Annotated in this window: 10 protein-coding genes; 3 read left to right on the plus strand and 7 right to left on the minus strand. The window is 60.9% G+C overall.

The genetic code is table 11. The annotated features are described in order from the left end of the window. Positions 1 to 749: 749 nt before the first annotated feature. On the minus strand, positions 750 to 2,117 hold the full coding sequence (locus tag LG047_RS16520) for a hypothetical protein (protein ID WP_227967842.1): 1,368 nt from the start codon (positions 2,115 to 2,117) through the stop codon (positions 750 to 752). A 141-nt stretch (positions 2,118 to 2,258) separates the two neighbouring features. On the opposite strand from LG047_RS16520, the gene LG047_RS16525 reads away from it, so the two are divergent. The 3 genes from LG047_RS16525 (at position 2,259) to LG047_RS16535 (ending at position 5,784) form a co-directional block, all read left to right on the plus strand. Beyond that, positions 2,259 to 2,507 carry a hypothetical protein gene (locus tag LG047_RS16525; protein ID WP_227967843.1) on the plus strand — a complete coding sequence of 83 codons (249 nt, stop codon included), beginning with the start codon at positions 2,259 to 2,261 and terminating at the stop codon, positions 2,505 to 2,507. A gap of 784 nt (positions 2,508 to 3,291) precedes the next feature. Further along, the gene (locus LG047_RS16530) at positions 3,292 to 5,319 is read left to right on the plus strand and encodes a methanol/ethanol family PQQ-dependent dehydrogenase (protein ID WP_227967846.1); all 2,028 of its coding nucleotides are present in this window, start codon (positions 3,292 to 3,294) and stop codon (positions 5,317 to 5,319) included. Positions 5,320 to 5,481: 162 nt separating this feature from the next. Then, a complete protein-coding gene (locus LG047_RS16535) occupies positions 5,482 to 5,784 on the plus strand; it encodes a hypothetical protein (protein WP_227968538.1) in 303 nt (100 codons plus the stop codon). 199 nt (positions 5,785 to 5,983) lie between these two features. Here LG047_RS16535 and yidD read toward each other — a convergent pair whose 3' ends face one another. From yidD to LG047_RS16565, 6 genes are all read right to left on the minus strand, one after another. Continuing rightward, positions 5,984 to 6,301, minus strand: coding sequence for a membrane protein insertion efficiency factor YidD (yidD, locus tag LG047_RS16540; RefSeq protein WP_227967847.1), 318 nt, complete (start codon positions 6,299 to 6,301; stop codon positions 5,984 to 5,986). A 73-nt stretch (positions 6,302 to 6,374) separates the two neighbouring features. Further along, entirely contained in the window at positions 6,375 to 10,550 is a 4,176-nt protein-coding gene (rpoC, locus tag LG047_RS16545; protein ID WP_227967849.1) for a DNA-directed RNA polymerase subunit beta', read from the minus strand. A gap of 127 nt (positions 10,551 to 10,677) precedes the next feature. Further along, on the minus strand, positions 10,678 to 14,829 hold the full coding sequence (gene rpoB / locus LG047_RS16550; protein WP_227967850.1) for a DNA-directed RNA polymerase subunit beta: 4,152 nt from the start codon (positions 14,827 to 14,829) through the stop codon (positions 10,678 to 10,680). A 178-nt stretch (positions 14,830 to 15,007) separates the two neighbouring features. Next, positions 15,008 to 15,388 carry a 50S ribosomal protein L7/L12 gene (gene rplL, locus LG047_RS16555; RefSeq protein WP_036286184.1) on the minus strand — a complete coding sequence of 127 codons (381 nt, stop codon included), beginning with the start codon at positions 15,386 to 15,388 and terminating at the stop codon, positions 15,008 to 15,010. A gap of 46 nt (positions 15,389 to 15,434) precedes the next feature. Continuing rightward, on the minus strand, positions 15,435 to 15,950 hold the full coding sequence (rplJ, locus tag LG047_RS16560) for a 50S ribosomal protein L10 (RefSeq protein ID WP_036286187.1): 516 nt from the start codon (positions 15,948 to 15,950) through the stop codon (positions 15,435 to 15,437). A gap of 527 nt (positions 15,951 to 16,477) precedes the next feature. Next, a complete protein-coding gene (locus tag LG047_RS16565) occupies positions 16,478 to 18,427 on the minus strand; it encodes a GSCFA domain-containing protein (RefSeq protein ID WP_227967851.1) in 1,950 nt (649 codons plus the stop codon). Positions 18,428 to 18,523: the final 96 nt, after the last annotated feature.

An 18,523-nucleotide genomic window follows, 5' to 3' on the forward strand; every position in this document is an offset into this window, starting at 1 on the left:
GTTACCGACTTTATACCGGCCATTGCTGATGGTCTTACAAACGGGCGCTTCACCTATATCACAGGGATGTTTTTCGGTGCATCTGGCCTGGGTCAGGCGTTTGACGGAGGTATCCTGGATCTCAGTTGTTTCGACGATGTGTGTCTCATTGACCCTCCAACAGTCGCAGTATGCCTTGTCTCCTCTCATTTTGCAGTCGGTCGATGCACTACATAGGGCATGCCATCCGGTACAGGCGACGAATGCTTGAGGTGCGCCAGCAGGACTATTCTCCGGTTTTTCGCCGGCTCCCGCTAAATCCATCGCCCAAAAACACATTGCCATCGAGCTCAGAAGGCAGATTGCTAAAATCCGAAGCCACATCTTCCCCGCCCTTCCGTGTACATCACTGCAACGAAATCTTACGTTGCTCAAACCCATTCCTTTTGCGCTTGATCAACTACAGATTTCCAAGGGTGAAATCGTTCGGGGACTCCAAGCCTTCTGTGGCGCTTCCCTTCCAACCACATCCTTTGTCGAAGATCTCAGCAAAGGACTTCGCACCCGACGATCATTCCCGGACTGGCGTCATCAGATCATGCGCTGTCCTCGGCGGACTTCATCAACATTACGTCCGGATTCAGTTTTCGGCACACACAGCCTGCAGGCAATTCATTTCTGCGCATTTCCAATGAGTCAGGGTATATTATCGGGCGATCCGGAGCGCGATAGGACGGGCGTCCAGGACGCGACACTCTCTGACGCTCGATTCATTGACGCTTGATGCAAGCTTGCCAACCTCCATGCTCAAAGGTTGATTTGTCGCACCAAACCGCGACGGGGTAATAATGACCCATTATCGCCTGCACGTTGCGGCCCACAGCATTGAAAGCTGCTCTGGGCGGAACGTAAGGTAAATTAAAGTCAATAACGGCATCTGGATGCGCACAGTTACTCGGACAGCCGACTACAACGTTTTGGATCGCAAATTTGAAGGGGACTGGTTTATTCTCTTCTCCCACCTTGGGAATGAGGTTGCGAAAAAATACAAGCTTGGGATATTGTTCATCGCCCCACGGCAGCCAATTAACATCAGGTTTTAGCCAGTTCGGACGAAGCAAATCATCTGAAATCACGACCGTATAATAGCCGCCCTGAGTAACCGCCGCCTGATCGTCCATGCACCGGACAGCCGGAACTGGCAGAGCTAAATCATTATTGCACACCGACCAATATCGCACATCAGGGTTTCGTGAGCGCCCTGATGATTTCGGCGAGCCATAGTATGTGTCGGGAAAACTCGGAGCTTTGCCGTGGATTACGATAATGCGGCCTCGCTGGTACGGCCCCGGCTGCATGGCTATATATTTGTTGTCGGGATTCGGCAGTAGCAGAATCGGCGGCTCCTTTGGCGCCGCGAACCAAAGTGGATTGCTCGCCCTCTCATAGTAATCGCTCGGTGTATAGATGTCTAACTTCGGCGGGAAGACCAAGTCAAGAAACGCGCGGAGATCGTTGAGTTTATTTACCGACTTAACGTAGTAATACGGCCATGTTGGCGGCGGCGGATTGGGCTTGGGCGCTTCCTTCGTCAGCGGACATGTTTCTAGGGTTTGAGATTCATTAAGCGTTATTTTCGGCAGCGGGTGTCCACCCATCAGGGCCTGCCCGCTTAGAGTTTTATCTGCGCTGGGCACATATATTCGTAGAGCGACCCACGCGGGGTTTGTGTCGACATGAGTGATGGTGTTCGGGACACCTTTCGGGCACTTTGCATTGCCGCGCGCAACGCAGAGGGTATAGGTACTGGCGTTGCCAGCATCAGGCGTTAGTATGTCGTCGTATTTATGCCCGGCGACGGAAACGGGCTCCCCCTTTTCTTTGCCACTATAAACGACGAAAGAAAAATAGCGGGCATTAGGATAGGAGCCCTCGATTCTCATGGTCCGATAATTCTTATCGAAGGGCATGAGCCAATAGCGCGCTTGGTCGTCTGGAGCTACAACATTGCCATACCCTTCGGGCGACAACTCAATTGGCCATGCACACTGTGAAAACTCCGCAAGAGCCAATTCCGAATGACTTAAGCACGCTAGCGCTAGGAAACCCCAGAAAAACCAGTTGCACATTGTTTTCATGGTCTTCCCCTCTGGCCGCTGGCCTCCGCCCGAAGATTACGTAACATGGCGCTGTCGAGAAGTGGATGCGGTTTATCGCCGCCCAGCCGCGCACGCCTTGCGCTGCGGCAAGCAGGCATTCGCGGGGAGGAGGAACAGAAAATGACGGCGCTGGAACGTAAGCGTTGCATTGAACTCCGAATGGACAGGGAAACCGCTTGGGCGATGCGTCGCGTACTGTTACGATTCCACAGAGGCGCTGCGCTTGCCTATGAAGGCCGAGCGCTATCGGCTGCCGAGGAGCGGCAAAAACATCTCGAATATGCCTTGGCCGATACCATCGAGCAGGATGTTATCAAGTTAATGCGAATCTGCGGGTGGGAAGAGGAAGACGACGCCCCACGCGAGTGACCTGTGTGTGTCGAAAACCTCATCCGCGCTGATGTGGCGACGAAGTCGGTTGAGCTGGCGAGATGATCGCGCTGATCCGGTTATTGCTGGCCATCCCGGCGTCGCTGTCCCTGCTCAAAAATCTATCCCCGGCCTACTCGCCTCCGTATTTTCACTTATGGAAACCGATAGAACGGCGTCCGATATCTTAAGGATCTCTCCAATGTTTCCTTTGTCCATTTTGGAGAGCACTTAGGCCGCCCGACACTCTCGGAGCGGCCTTTTTTATGCGCTGGCTTTTAGGGCCGAGTTGGTCAGCCCTCATGTTTTGGCGATGGGCTTCGCAAGCCGCACGTCCGGGCCCGTCCCTATCTTTCGCCCTCGGGCGAAAGATAGCCAGCGCAAATCAAGCTCTATGGACGAATCCATGATCGGCCTGCGGGCGACTCATTTCTGCGTATTTCCAATGAGTCAGGGTATAACAGGCCCGAGGGGAGCCAACTGCTGCGCCGCCCACCCACGATCCATGCCAAATGGGCGATGCAGCAACCGCTGGGGAGACGACACGGACGAATCCGGGCCGGGGCCGCGGAAATCGTGCGAATGTGAAGCCAGGGATAGGAGCCTGTCCGCTGGACCCATTGTGGCGAACCCGAGAAGTCGCCAAGGGCAATTTTGTTGACGTTGACAAAATCCGGACGAAGGGCGACAGCGCTTTGCACGTGTCGTCGCCTTCATTTCGCCAAGCGAGCGGTAAAATTGGGGCGCGCGGGAACAAAATCGCCTCATTCACTGGGAGGAATGCATGAATACGGCTACGCGAAATCTTCTCGCCACCACTGCGGTCATATGGCTTGCCGGCGGGGGCGTTTATTTCCTGGGCAACTCCTTGCAAGACGCAAAGGGCCCCTCGACTCACGAAAACGCTGGCGCTGGAGAATCTTCGCCGTCCAAGCCCTCTGACGTGGCGGCCGCCCCAGCGACGCCCGCCCCGGCCGCCGAGCCGGCTCCGGCTGCGCCGGCGGCGCCCGCTCCGGTGGCCGAGGCCGCGATCCCCACTGCCGCCGCGCCAGGGTCTGCCGACGAGTTGCTGGCGCTTCAGAAGGACCCGAAGCAGTGGGTCTCGCCGACTGGCGACTACGCGAATCTGCGTCATTCGGCTCTCAAGCAGATCACGGCTGAGAACGTCGGCAAGCTTGCTCCGGCGTGGCAGTTTTCGACCGGCGTGCTGCGTGGCCATGAAGGCGCCCCGCTCGTCGTCGGCGACGTGATGTATCTCCACACGCCGTTCCCGAACAATGTTTACGCGCTCGACCTGAAGGATCCGGATCACAAGATCCTCTGGAAGTATGAGCCGAAGCAGGATCCGTCCGTCGTTCCGGTCATGTGCTGCGACACGGTGAACCGCGGCCTCGCCTATGGCGACGGCAAGATCTTCCTCGCCCAGGCGGACACGACGCTTGTCGCGCTCGACGCCAAGACCGGCAAGCTGGTCTGGTCGGTGAAGAACGGCGACCCGGCGAAGGGCCAGACCTCCACCGCCGCTCCGCACGTCTTCAAGGACAAGGTGTTCGTGGGCATCGCCGGCGGCGAGTTCGGCGTGCGCGGCCACATCACCGCTTACGACATCAAGGACGGCAAGCTGGCCTGGCGCGGCTACTCCATGGGCCCCGACAGCGACACGCTGATGGACCCGGAGAAGACCACCCATCTCGGCAAGCCGGTCGGCAAGGACTCGGGCATCTCGACCTGGCAGGGTGACCAGTGGCAGATCGGCGGCGGCACCACCTGGGGCTGGTACAGCTATGATCCGGAACTGAACCTCGTCTATTACGGCTCGGGCAACCCCTCGACCTGGAACCCGAAGCAGCGTCCGGGCGACAACCGCTGGTCCATGACCATCTGGGCGCGCGACCTCGACACGGGCAAGGCCAAGTGGGTCTACCAGATGACCCCCCACGACGAGTGGGACTATGACGGCATCAACGAGATGGTTCTCGCCGACCAGAACATCGGCGGAACGACCCGCAAGACGCTCGTCCACTTCGACCGCAACGGCTTCGGCTACACGCTGGACCGGGTGACGGGCGAGCTGCTCGTCGCCGAGAAGTTCGACCCGGCCGTGAACTGGGCGACCAAGGTCGACATGGACAAGAACTCCAAGACCTATGGCCGTCCGCTGGTCGTGTCGAAATATTCGACCGAGCAGAATGGCGAGGACACCAACACCCAGGGCGTCTGCCCGGCGGCGTTGGGCGTGAAGGACCAGCAGCCGGTCTCTTATGACCCGGCGACGGGTCTGTTCCTGGTGCCGACGAACCACGTCTGCATGGACTACGAGCCGTTCCGCGTGTCCTACACCGCGGGTCAGCCCTATGTCGGCGCGACGCTGGAAATGTATCCTGCGGGCAAGGTGCTCGGCGACGGCACCAACAACACCGGCAACTTCATCGCCTGGGACGCCAAGGTCGGCAAGATCGTCTGGTCGAACAAGGAGCAGTTCTCGGTGTGGTCGGGCGCGGTGTCGACCGACGGCGGCGTGACCTTCTACGGCACGCTCGAGGGCTATCTGAAGGCCGTCGACACGAAGACCGGCAAGGAGCTCTACAAGTACAAGACTCCGTCGGGAATCATCGGCAACGTCATCACCTATGAGTCAGGCGGCAAGCAGTATGTCGCGGTCCTCTCGGGCGTTGGCGGCTGGGCCGGCATCGGCCTTGCGGCTGGTCTGTCGAAGAGCAATGAAGGTCTCGGCGCGGTGGGCAACTACGCCTCGCTCGCCAACTACACCGCCCTCGGCGGCGTGCTGACCGTCTTCGCTCTGCCGAACTAAGCGAGACGCTTAGCGCATAAGCAAATCTGGCGCTCGGCGCACCCCTCGGTCGGGTGTCGCCGAGCGTTGCTTTTTGTGGGTTTCCGCTTCACCCGGGCGCGCTCGCGCCATCACAACCCTCTGACCGGATCGCCAAAGCTGAAACCCGATACGGCGTCGATTTTGTCCCAAGCAAATTCGAGCCGTGAATTCCTCGGACATCCCGAGGGGCTTGGCTTCCTTTTCGGTTCGGAAATGTGGGAGCGCTTTTCCTTTTACGGGATGCGGGCGCCGATCGTGCTCTGTATGGTCAATCATTTGCTGAGCCCCGACCGCGTCGGCGTCGTGCTCGGTCTCGGCGAACTGAAGCGCGCCCTCGAATTTTTCTCCGGACCGCTCGCCGCGCAGCAGGTTGCTTCTCTGATCTACGGGCTTTACACGAGCCTCGTCTATTTGACGGCGATCCTCGACATGGGGCGCAATTGAATCGCTTGAACTCGCTCCGCTGCGGCTGGATCGCATGTTTGAGCCGCTTCCCGAAACCGCGATGTTTGTCGTTTCGCTGGTTCGGCGGTGAGGACAGCTTCATCTTCAACCGCGTCACGATCAGTCTTCGCGTATTTTCCCGCAAATCAGTTTGACAGTTTCGGTGGTCATAGGCTTCGCCGCTTCACAATGACCCCGGTCAGCCCTTGTCGGCTTCAGTTTCCTCGCAGCGGAAGGGGCCGCGCCAGCGGGCATAGCGCCAGGGCGTGAGCGCGCTCGCGTCCGCGCGCAACTCCTCTGGCACCGGATCGAAACCCTCGCCCGCGTCCGGCCGGCAACGGCAGATGCGGGCGAAGCCCATCCAGCCGCCCGCCCAAAGGCCGTGTCTCGCGATGGCTTCATCCGCGTATTCCGAGCAGGTCGGCGCATAGCGGCAGGTCCGCCCCGCGAAGGCCGAGAAGGTGACGCGGTAGACGAGGATCAGCGCGCGCGCGGCGCGAGCGGGGAGGTCTTTCATCTCAGGCTTCATATCGTGAAAAAAGGCCGCCCCGATAAGGGCGGCCCTTTCGATTCTCGCGATGCGCGGCGGATTATTCCGCCGGGGGCAGGGCCGGAGCCGGCTCGGCGGCCTCGGCGCGCTGCTCGATGATGAGATCGTCGCGACCCGTGGCGATGCCGCGGAACTTGGCCATCGCCGCGCCCGTGCCAGCCGGGATGAGGCGGCCGACGATGACATTCTCCTTGAGGCCGACCAGCGGATCGATCTTGCCGTTGACCGCAGCCTCGGTGAGGACGCGGGTCGTCTCCTGGAAGGAGGCGGCGGAGAAGAACGAACGCGTCTGCAGCGACGCCTTGGTGATGCCGAGCAGCACCGGCGTGCCGGAGGCGGGCTTGCCGCCGTTCTCGATCGCCTTGGCGTTCGCTTCGTCGAGTTCGACGTGATCCACCTGCTCGCCCTCGAGGAAGCCGGTGTCGCCCGGATCGACGATATCGACCTTCTGCAACATCTGACGCACGATCACTTCGATGTGCTTGTCGTTGATGTTGACGCCCTGCAGTCGGTAGACCTCCTGGATCTCGTTGACGAGGTAGGCCGCAAGCTCCTCCACGCCCTTGATCGCCAGAATGTCGTGCGGCGCCGGGTTGCCGTCGACGATATAGTCGCCCTTTTCGACGACGTCGCCGTCCTGAAGGTGAATGTGCTTGCCCTTCGGGATCAGATATTCGACGGGCTCGGCGCCTTCCTCGGCAGGAACGATGGTGATGCGCTGCTTGTTCTTGTAGTCGCGCCCGAACTGCACCGTGCCGGAGATCTCCGCGATGATCGCGTGATCCTTCGGACGGCGCGCCTCGAACAGTTCCGCGACTCGCGGCAGACCGCCGGTGATGTCGCGGGTCTTGGCGCTCTCCACCGAAATACGCGCGACGATGTCGCCCGCCTTCACGGTTCCGCCGGGCTCGACCGCGATGATCGAGTCGACGGGCAGCAGGTAACGCGCGTCGCCGCCGCGGGCGAGTTTCCCGACCTTGCCGTCCGGCCCCTTGATGACGATCGAGGGCTTGAGGCTCGCCGAGCGCAGGTTGAGGCGGTAGTCCATGACCATGCGCTTGGCGATGCCGGTCGACTCGTCAACCGTCTCCGACATCGACTGGCCTTCGACCAGATCCTCGAAGCCGATGACGCCGTCGATCTCGCTGATGATGGGACGCGTATAGGGGTCCCACTCGGCGATGCGCTGGCCGCGCTTGACCTTGTCGCCTTCATCGACCTTCAGGCGGGCGCCGTATTGGATACGGTTGACCGCGCGCTCGGCTCCGTCGGGGCCGAGGATCACGATGGCGACGTTGCGCGCCATGACGATCAGGTCGCCGTCCGAGTTGCGGGCCACATGGCGGTTGCGAACATGCACCGTGCCCTCGAAGTTCGACTCGATGAAGGACTGGTCCGCAAGCTGCGCGGCGCCACCAATGTGGAACGTGCGCATGGTGAGCTGCGTGCCGGGCTCTCCGATCGACTGCGCCGCGATGACGCCGACGGCCTCGCCCATGTTGACGGGCGTGCCGCGCGCGAGGTCGCGGCCATAGCACTTGGCGCAGACGCCGTTCTTGGCCTCGCAGGTGAGGACCGAGCGGATCTTCACCTCCTGGATGCCGGCGGCGTTGATCGGCTCGATGTGCCACTCCTGGATCATCTCGCCCGCCGGAACGATCACGCCGCCGTCCTGCGCCTTGAGATCCTCGGCCGCGGTGCGGCCGAGAATGCGCGAGGCGAGGGAGGCGACGATCTGGCCGGCGTCGATGATCGCGCGCATGCGGATGCCGTTCTGGGAACCGCAATCCGTCGACGAGATGATCGAATCCTGCGCGACGTCGACGAGACGGCGGGTAAGGTAGCCGGAGTTCGCGGTCTTCAACGCCGTGTCCGCGAGGCCCTTGCGGGCGCCGTGGGTGGAGTTGAAGTATTCGAGAACCGTCAGACCTTCCTTGAAGTTCGAGATGATCGGGCTCTCGATGATCTCGCCTGAGGGCTTGGCCATCAGACCGCGCATCGCGGCGAGCTGCTTCATCTGCTGCGGCGAACCGCGAGCGCCGGAATGCGACATCATGTAGATCGAGTTGATCGGCATGTCGCGGCCGTGCTCGTCCTTCTTCACCGACGAGATGCGGATCATCATCTCCTCGGCGAGCTTGTCCGTGCACTTCATCCAGGCGTCGACGACCTTGTTGTATTTTTCACCCTGGGTGATGAGGCCGTCGTTGTACTGCTGCTCGTATTCCTTCGCGGCGGCGCGCGTCTCGGAGACGATCCGCTCCTTCGTTTCCGGCACGACCATGTCGTCCTTGCCGAAGGAGATGCCGGCCTTGAAGGCCTCGCGGAAGCCGAGCGCCATGATGCGGTCGCAGAAGATGACCGTCTCCTTCTGACCGCAGTTGCGGTAGACGGTGTCGATCATGTTGGAGATTTCCTTCTTGGTCATCAGCTTGTTGACGACGTCGAAGGGAATCTTCACGTGTTTGGGCAGCAATTGTCCGAGCACCATGCGGCCCGGCGTGGTGTCGAAGATCTTCGACACGCGTTTGCCGTTCTCGTCCCAGGTCCAGCCGCGGCCCTTGATCTTGGTGTGTAGCGTGATCGCCTTGGCGGCGAGCGCATGCTCGATCTCGCCCTGATTGGCGAAGCACATGCCCTGGCCGGGCTCGCCGTCGCGCTCGAGGGTGAGATAATAAAGGCCGAGAACGATGTCCTGCGACGGCACGATGATCGGCTGACCATTGGCCGGATGCAGGATGTTGTTCGTCGACATCATCAGCACGCGGGCTTCGAGCTGCGCTTCGAGCGACAACGGGACGTGCACGGCCATCTGGTCGCCGTCGAAGTCGGCGTTGAAGGCCGCGCAGACGAGCGGATGCAACTGGATCGCCTTGCCCTCGATCAGCACCGGCTCGAAGGCCTGAATGCCGAGACGGTGGAGCGTCGGCGCGCGGTTCAGCAGCACCGGATGCTCGCGAATGACCTCGTCGAGGATGTCCCAGACCTCGGGCTTTTCCTTTTCGACGAGCTTCTTCGCCTGCTTCACGGTCGCGGAATAGCCCTTCGCGTCGAGGCGCGAATAGATGAAGGGCTTGAAAAGCTCCAGCGCCATCTTCTTCGGCAGGCCGCACTGATGCAGCTTGAGTTCCGGGCCGACGACGATGACCGAACGACCGGAGTAGTCGACGCGCTTGCCGAGCAGGTTCTGGCGGAAGCGGCCCTGTTTGCCCTTCAGCATGTCGGCGAGCGATTTCAGCGGACGCTTGTTGGCGCCGGTGATGACGCGGCCGCGGCGCCCGTTGTCGAACAGCGCGTCGACGGCCTCCTGAAGCATACGCTTCTCGTTGCGGATGATGATGTCCGGCGCGCGCAGTTCGATGAGCCGCTTGAGACGATTGTTGCGGTTGATGACGCGGCGGTAGAGGTCGTTGAGGTCAGACGTCGCGAAACGGCCGCCGTCGAGCGGCACGAGCGGGCGCAGGTCCGGCGGAATGACCGGAACCTCCTTCAGGATCATCCATTCCGGCTTGTTGCCGGACTGGATGAAGGCCTCGATGATCTTCAGGCGCTTGGCGAGCTTCTTGGGCTTGAGCTCCGTCTTGGCCTCGGCGATCTCCTGGCGAAGCGAAGCGGCGATGCCCTCGAGGTCCATGGACTCGAGCAGGCGGCGGATCGCCTCGGCGCCGATCATGGCCGTGAAGGTGTCCTGGCCATATTCGTCCTGCGCGTGAAGATATTCCTCCTCCGACAGGAGCTGGCGCTCCTTGAGCGGCGTCAGACCCGGATCGATGACGATATAGGACTCGAAGTAGAGGATGCGCTCTAGGTCCTTCAGCGTCATGTCGAGCAGAAGGCCGATGCGCGACGGCAGCGACTTCAGAAACCAGATATGCGCGACGGGCGCCGCGAGCGAGATATGGCCCATGCGGTCGCGGCGGACGCGCGCAAGCGTGACTTCGACGCCGCACTTCTCGCAGATGACGCCCTTGTATTTCATGCGCTTGTACTTGCCGCACAAGCACTCGTAGTCCTTGATCGGGCCGAAGATGCGCGCGCAGAACAGGCCGTCGCGCTCCGGCTTGAACGTGCGATAGTTGATCGTTTCTGGCTTCTTGATCTCGCCGTAGGACCAGGAGAGGATTTTCTCCGGGCTCGCGATCGAAATCTGGATCTGGTCGAAGGCCTGCGTCGCCACGACCGGATTGAAGAGATTCATGACCTCTTGCTGATTCATGGTCTTCTCCTGGACACGGAGGGGCGCGCTCGTTGCGTCGCCCGCCGGTCGAAAATTCTTTCCCGCTTGGCCCCCTCCCGCTTGCGGGAGGGGAAGGCTCGACGATCGCGTCGAGCGGGGTGGGGCGCTACTCCGCCGCCTCGGCGGTCGGCGCCGACGGCTCTATCTCCTCGTGGCCTTCCGGCGGTTCGGCGTTGGTCAGCTCCACATTGAGCGCCAGGGACCGCATTTCCTTGATGAGAACGTTGAAGCTCTCCGGAATGCCGGACTCGAAGGTGTCGTCGCCGCGCACGATCGACTCGTAGACCTTGGTGCGGCCCGCGACGTCGTCGGACTTCACGGTCAGCATTTCCTGCAGCGTATAGGCGGCGCCATAGGCTTCCAGCGCCCAGACCTCCATTTCGCCGAAACGCTGGCCGCCGAACTGCGCCTTGCCGCCCAGCGGCTGCTGGGTGACGAGCGAGTAGGGGCCGATCGAGCGGGCGTGGATCTTGTCGTCGACGAGATGGTGAAGCTTCAGCATGTAGATGTAGCCCACCGTGACCTTGCGGTCGAAGGCCTCGCCCGTGCGGCCGTCGAACAGCGTCACCTGACCCGACGAGGAGAGCCCCGCCTTGGTCAGCATGTCGACAATGTCCTTCTCGCGCGCGCCGTCGAAGACCGGCGTGGCGATCGGAACGCCGCGCTTGAGATCCTTGCCGATCTCCACGAGCGTTGTCTCGTCGAGTTTGTCGATTTCCTCGTCGGGCCCGTAGACGTCCTTCAGCGCGGCGCGGATCGGCGTCGTGTCCCTTGACTTCATAAAGGCGTCGACAGCCTTTCCGACCTGCTTGCCGAGGCCCGCGCAGGCCCAGCCAAGATGCGTCTCGAGAATCTGGCCGACGTTCATGCGGCTCGGCACGCCGAGCGGGTTCAGCACGATGTCGACCGGCGTGCCGTCCTCGAGGAAGGGCATGTCCTCCTGCGGAACGATGCGGGAGACGACGCCCTTGTTGCCGTGACGGCCGGCCATCTTGTCGCCGGGCTGAATCTTGCGCTTCACCGCGACGAAGACCTTGACCATCTTCATCACGCCGGGCGGTAGCTCGTCGCCGCGCTGCAGCTTCTCGACCTTGTCGAGGAAGCGGTTTTCCAGCCCCTTCTTCGACTCGTCGTACTGCTTGCGCACGGCCTCGATCGAGGACATCAGCGCGTCGTCCTCGATGACGAAGGTCCACCACTGCGAGCGCGGATATTCGTCGAGGATCGCCTGCGTCAGCATCTGCTCCTTCTTGAAGCTCTTCGGGCCGGCGATGGCCTTCTTGCCGATGAGGGTCTCGGAGAGACGCGCATAGACGTTGCGGTCGAGGATCGCGAGTTCGTCGTCGCGGTCCTTGGCGAGGCGCTCGATCTCCTCGCGCTCGATCGCCTGCGCGCGCTCGTCCTTCTCCACGCCGTGGCGGTTGAAGACGCGCACTTCGACGATCGTGCCCTGAACGCCCGGCGGCACGCGCAGCGACGTGTCGCGCACGTCGGAGGCCTTCTCGCCGAAGATGGCGCGCAGAAGCTTTTCTTCCGGTGTCATCGGGCTTTCGCCCTTGGGCGTGATCTTGCCGACGAGAATGTCGCCCGCCTGCACTTCGGCGCCGATATAGACGATGCCCGCCTCGTCGAGATTCTTCAGCGTCTCTTCCGAGACGTTCGGAATATCGCGCGTGATTTCTTCCGGGCCGAGCTTCGTGTCGCGCGCCATCACCTCGAATTCGTCGATATGGATCGACGTGAACACGTCCTCCTTCACGATGCGCTCGTTGAGAAGGATCGAGTCCTCGAAGTTGTAGCCGTTCCAGGGCATGAAGGCGACGAGCACGTTGCGGCCGAGCGCCAGATCGCCGAGGTCCGTCGACGGGCCGTCGGCGATGATGTCGCCCTTCTTGACGATGTCGCCGACGCGAACGAGCGGCTTCTGGTTGATGCAGGTCGACTGGTTCGAGCGCTGGAACTTCATCAGTCGGTAGATGTCGACGCCGGGCTTGGCCGGATCGAGCTCTTCCGTCGCGCGGATGACGATACGGGTCGCGTCGATCTGGTCGACGACGCCGGTGCGGCGCGCCGAGATGGCGGCGCCGGAGTCGGCGGCGACGACAGCCTCCATGCCCGTGCCGACGAGCGGCGCGTCCGCCTTCACCAGCGGCACGGCCTGACGCTGCATGTTCGAGCCCATGAGCGCGCGGTTGGCGTCGTCGTTCTCGAGGAACGGGATGAGCGCCGCGGCGACCGAGACGAGCTGCTTGGGCGACACGTCCATCGCGTCGACTTTTTCGCGCGGGACAAGCATGACGTCGCCGGCGTGACGGCAGAGCACGAGGTCTTCCGTCAGATTGCCGTCGGCGTCGATGGGCGCATTGGCCTGGGCGACGTGGTACTTCGCCTCTTCCATCGCGGAGAGATAGGCGACTTCATTCGTCACCTTGCCGTCGCGGACGCGGCGGTAGGGCGCTTCGATGAAGCCGTATTTATTGACGCGCGCGAAGGTCGCGAGCGAGTTGATCAGGCCGATGTTCGGACCTTCCGGCGTCTCGATCGGGCAGATGCGGCCATAATGCGTCGGGTGCACGTCGCGCACCTCGAAGCCGGCGCGCTCGCGCGTCAGACCGCCCGGACCCAGCGCCGAGAGACGACGCTTGTGCGTGATCTCGGACAGCGGATTGGTCTGGTCCATGAACTGCGAGAGCTGCGACGAGCCGAAGAACTCCCGCACCGCCGCGGCGGCGGGTTTCGCGTTGATGAGGTCCTGCGGCATGACCGTGTCGATGTCGACCGAGGACATGCGCTCCTTGATGGCGCGCTCCATGCGCAACAGGCCGAGGCGATACTGATTTTCCATCAGCTCGCCGACCGAGCGGACGCGGCGGTTGCCGAGATGGTCGATGTCGTCGATTTCGCCGCGGCCATCGCGCAGATCGACGAGCGCCTTCACGACCGCGAGAATATCCTCGCGGCGCAGCGTGCGCGTGGTGTCGGGCGCGTCGAGATCGAGGCGCATGTTCATCTTCACGCGGCCGACGGCCGAGAGGTCATAGCGTTCGGCGTCGAAGAACAGCGAATGGAACATGGCTTCCGCCGTGTCCATCGTCGGCGGCTCGCCCGGACGCATCACGCGATAGATGTCGAACAGCGCTTCCTCGCGGTTCGAGTTCTTGTCCACCGCGAGCGTGTTGCGGATATAGGGGCCGACGTTGATGTGGTCGATGTCGAGGATCGGCAGCTCGTCGAAGCCCTTTTCCAGCAGCAGCGGCAGCGTCTTCGCGGTGATCTCGTCGCCCGCCTCGGCGAAGATTTCGCCGGTTTTGGGGTCATAGAGGTCCTGCGCGAGATACTGACCGTAGAGGTCTTCCGCAGAGACGCGGATCGCCTTCACGCCCTTATCGGCGAGTTGGCGCGCGGCGCGCACGGCGAGCTTCTTGCCCGCTTCGAGGATGACGTCGCCCGTATCGGCGTCGATCATGTCGGCGACCGCCTTCAAGCCCTTAAGGCGCTCGGCGTCGAAGGGCATGCGCCAGTTCTCGCCGTCGGCCGTGTAGGTGATGGTCTTGTAAAAGGTCGTGAGGATTTCTTCGCCGTCGAGGCCGAGCGCGAAGAGCAGCGACGTCACCGGAATCTTGCGGCGGCGGTCGATGCGCGCATAGACGATGTCCTTGGCGTCGAACTCGATGTCGAGCCAGGAGCCGCGATAGGGAATGATGCGGGCGGCGAAGAGCAGCTTGCCGGAGGAATGGCTCTTGCCCTTGTCGTGATCGAAGAACACGCCCGGCGAGCGATGCATCTGCGAGACGATGACGCGCTCGGTGCCGTTGACGATAAAGGTGCCGTTCGACGTCATGAAGGGCATGTCGCCCATGTAGACGTCCTGCTCCTTGATGTCCTTTACCGACTTCGCCTGCGTGTCGGGATCGACGTCGAACACGATCAGGCGCAGCGTCACCTTCAGCGGCGCGGCGAAGGTCATGCCGCGCTGGCGGCATTCGTCAACGTCATATTTCGGTTGCTCGAATTCGTAGCGGACGAATTCCAGCAGCGCGACCTGCGAGAAGTCGGAGATCGGGAAAACGGACTTGAAAACGGACTGGAGCCCTTCGTCGGGGCGTCCGCCCTTGGGCTCGTCGACAAGAAGAAATTGATCGTAAGAGGCCTTCTGCACCTCGATCAGATTGGGCATCGCCGCAGCTTCGCGAATATGTCCGAAGAACTTGCGGGTGCGTTTGCGACCGGTGAACTTGCGGGCCGACGTCTGAGCCATGTCGCTTTTCGAGCCTCTTCTCGTAAGGGCCGGTCGGCTCGCTGCGAGCCGTCTCTCGCCCTGTCAGGCGCCGATCCGGCGGCATCGCCGTCGCGCCTCCCTTCAACCGCGCGCGGCCCCGGCGTGAGCCGGGACCGCGATTCTCGTCACGCGGCCGCCAGAAAGGCGGCCGGCGGAATTACTTGAGCTCGATCTTGGCGCCGACCTTCTCGAGGGTCGCCTTGATCTTCTCGGCCTCTTCCTTCGAAGCGCCTTCCTTCAGCGGCTTCGGAGCGCCTTCGACGAGGTCCTTGGCTTCCTTCAGGCCGAGGCCGGTGATCGCGCGGACCTCCTTGATGACCTCGATCTTCTTGTCGCCGGCCGAAGCCAGGATCACGTTGAACTCGGTCTTCTCTTCGGCGGCCGGAGCAGCGGCGCCGCCAGCGCCCGGAGCGGCGGCGACAGCCACCGCGGCGGCGGCGGAGACGCCCCACTTCTCTTCAAGCATCTTGGCAAGTTCAGCCGCCTCGAGCACGGTGAGAGCCGAGAGGTCTTCGACGATCTTTTCGAGATTAGCCATTTGTTACGTCCTTTGAATTTGGTTCTGTCTGTGTAGGCGCGCCTGGTCAGGCCGCATCTTGTTTGGCGTAAGCCCCGAACACGCGCGCGAGCTTGGCGGCCGGCGCGGTGGAGAGCTGCGCGATCTTCGTCGCGGGCGCCTGTACGAGGCCCACGAGCTTTGCGCGCAGTTCGTCGAGGGACGGCATGGTCGCGAGCGACTTCACGCTGTCCGGGTTCAGGGCAGTCTTGCCCATGGCGCCGCCGAGGATGACAAATTTGTCATGGTCCTTGGCGAAAGCCACGGCGACTTTCGGCGCCGCCACCGGATCGTCCGAATAGGCGATCAGGGTCGGCCCCTTCAGAAGGGGCGCGATAGAGGCGACGTCGGCGCCATCAAGAGCGATCTTGGCAAGGCGGTTCTTGGCGACCTGGACCGTCGCGCCCGCGTCGCGCGCCTGCTTGCGCAGGTTCTGCAACTGGGCCACGGTCAGGCCGGAGTAGTGGGCGACGACGACAACGCCTGTCTTCGTAAAGACTTCGCGCAACGCCGCGACCGCTTCCTTTTTCTCCGCTCTGTCCACGGTTGCTCTCTCTAACGGGCGGGAAATCCCGCCGGTTGCGACATGCCGCCTGCTTTCCGCGGGAGCGGGGCAAGCGGCGCCGTAGATCCTGTCCCCAAGACGATCGCCGCCTTGGTTGAAGGGGCGCGAACCAAATTCGAAGGACGCTTGCGGGAAACCCGCGCGCGGCCCTAAAAATTACGGTTTCCCCGTCTGTGCAGGCCGCCCTTCGAACGACGGATTTCTCCGCCGCCTTCGGGCCGATTGAGCCGCTACAGGGCTGTGAAACCCCTCGCGTGCGCCGGCAGTCTCGGACAGGACATGGCCGGACGGGACACGAGGGGAATCCCCGGGTCCGCCGGCCTATCCACCGCCTTCCCGCTAAGCCCTTGACAGCGCATTAGGTTCGGGCGGAAGCTCAAATCTGAAAACGGGGCTGCGGATCAGTTTGGCCAGCCCCGAAGTGGCTTATTTAATTGGCTCGGAACAGTTTGCCAAGAGGTAAATTTTTGAAAACCCGTGTTCCCTCTCGGATGGTGCTTAGGTCCTCAGCCTTCGATAAGCTTCTCTTCGCAGATGACCTCACTGAGTTTCCGCATCTCCTCAACGGAATTGCTTTTTACCTGGGCAGTCTCGGAATTCACATCGTCGGCTAGTGCATATTCTCCGGTCTTTGCATTCGCGTAATGCCGCAAGAAGAGCGTCATGACATGCCCCACGCCCTCTTCTGTGACCGAGCGCAGGTCGTCTTCGAAATAGGCGCCACGGGTAAATGAACCCGTGATGATTTCGTAGGAGGGGAAATAGGCGACGTAATCCTTGCAGGCGGAAAGTTCCTCCGCCGCGACACGAAGCGCGGCCTTGGAATATGTCGTCGACAAAAGCACGTGGCGGGGCTCATAGGTTGCAACCAGCGGGACGGGGGAGACCGTCAGGATAATCTTCGCCCGTGGATTGACGCCTCGAAGCTTCTGGATGAAGACATCCATGTCCTCGATTATTTCCCGGGCGCTGAAATTCACGAACTCATGTTTTTCGTGATCCATTCGACCACCCGCGACGCCCGGCGCCAGAGGGAAAACAGCGCCGTCGATTTTCGAGCGCCAACCCTCCGTCAGGCCCAAGGTAAAGACAAAAACGTCAAGCTCCTCAAACATCTTTCTGACGCAGGTAAGGTGCGTATTTTCGGATTCTTCGAGCTCTTCGACTGAGCTGAAGCCGTTAGGTTCTATCGCAGGTCGGAAAGGATCTACAAAGAAGCCGTCCTTTCTGATCCACGCGTCCTCGACTGGCCGAAAGGCGCCAAAAGCCCGGTCGAAAAGTTGCCGGAGCTGACGGGCGGTATAAATATTTCCGTAACGCGCTGAAAAAACGCCGTAATTTCTGGCGTGAGCTTCGTCCGGACTCATCCCGCTAGGCGCCTGTTCCGGGACATAGAAATCGAAGCCGCTTGCTTTGAGTGTTCGCGAAATATGTTGCGCGAAGCAACTACCCGCTGTGGCGACCCGCTGATTTGGAGATAGCTTGAACTTCGCCGAAACGACAGGATCCACTTCCCTTGGCGGGGTCTGCTCGATCGCTCTCCTCCAGAATTGGAAGTCATTCAGGTTCCTGTAAGGCGAATCTGACGATATGCCCCCGGAGGCATTCGAAGCTCTCCGGACCTTTTTGTTGAGTTCCTTATAATGCGGTCTATCCAGAAATGGCATACCGAGAGCTTCCGGAGAACTCCGGTCGAGGATATTGAATGTTTCTTTGACGAAACCTTCCAGATTAAAGATCGACGGACGCCGTCCGATCGAGGGAGGCGTCGCCTTGAAAACCATTTCGCATTCTTGCAACCCGAGACGCTCCACGATCGCCGGATAGACTGGCCACACGCTGGAATACTGGAGTGGATCGTGGAGTAGGACGGCCGGATTTTGAATGCGAGGCGTAATTCCAAGCTTGTTCATTACGACATGAGCCAGGTCCGCGATGACATGAAGCTTTGGATGATTCACGCCATACATGAAGCATCCTCTGCGACACCAGTCATCTACGAGCTTGTTTCCCGGAAAATCTGTCTCGTTGAGAATCGTCGCGAGCGCTTTCCTGTCCCGCTCGTATTTGTTGAAAAAACCTAGGCTTTCAAATACGTCGGGTCTAAATAAAGAAATCGTGTCTTCTACAGACAAGCCCAGTTTCCAAGCGGCGAGAGCTATCGAAGATTGCCAATTCCCAATCGGAGAAAAGAGTCGAGATGGCAAGATCACGATATCTGGATGGAAGCCGCCAAAAATGATCATTGGCCAAATAATAACTTTTGCTGGGCTCCCTCTAAACTGCGTCAAATGGCTTTTGAATGGCGTCTGTAAAAGAACAACGTCGCCTTCTGTCAGGTCATCAAAATTATCTTCTGCCTTCCTGTTCTCAATGAGTATTTCATCGCTGGCCATCAGACCGAGGCACGACACCATTCCAACTGCGTGACAATTGCCAATTACCACAATCTTCATTTCATAACTCTTGCGCCAAGCAATGTTTTGAGAGTCATGCGCATCAGGGCGCACAGGAGCGAGGGGTAGCACCCTCGGCTCACCGATTATCTTGCG

The sequence above is a fragment of the Methylocystis sp. WRRC1 genome (genome assembly GCF_020733155.1).
Taxonomy (GTDB): Bacteria; Pseudomonadota; Alphaproteobacteria; order Rhizobiales; family Beijerinckiaceae; genus Methylocystis.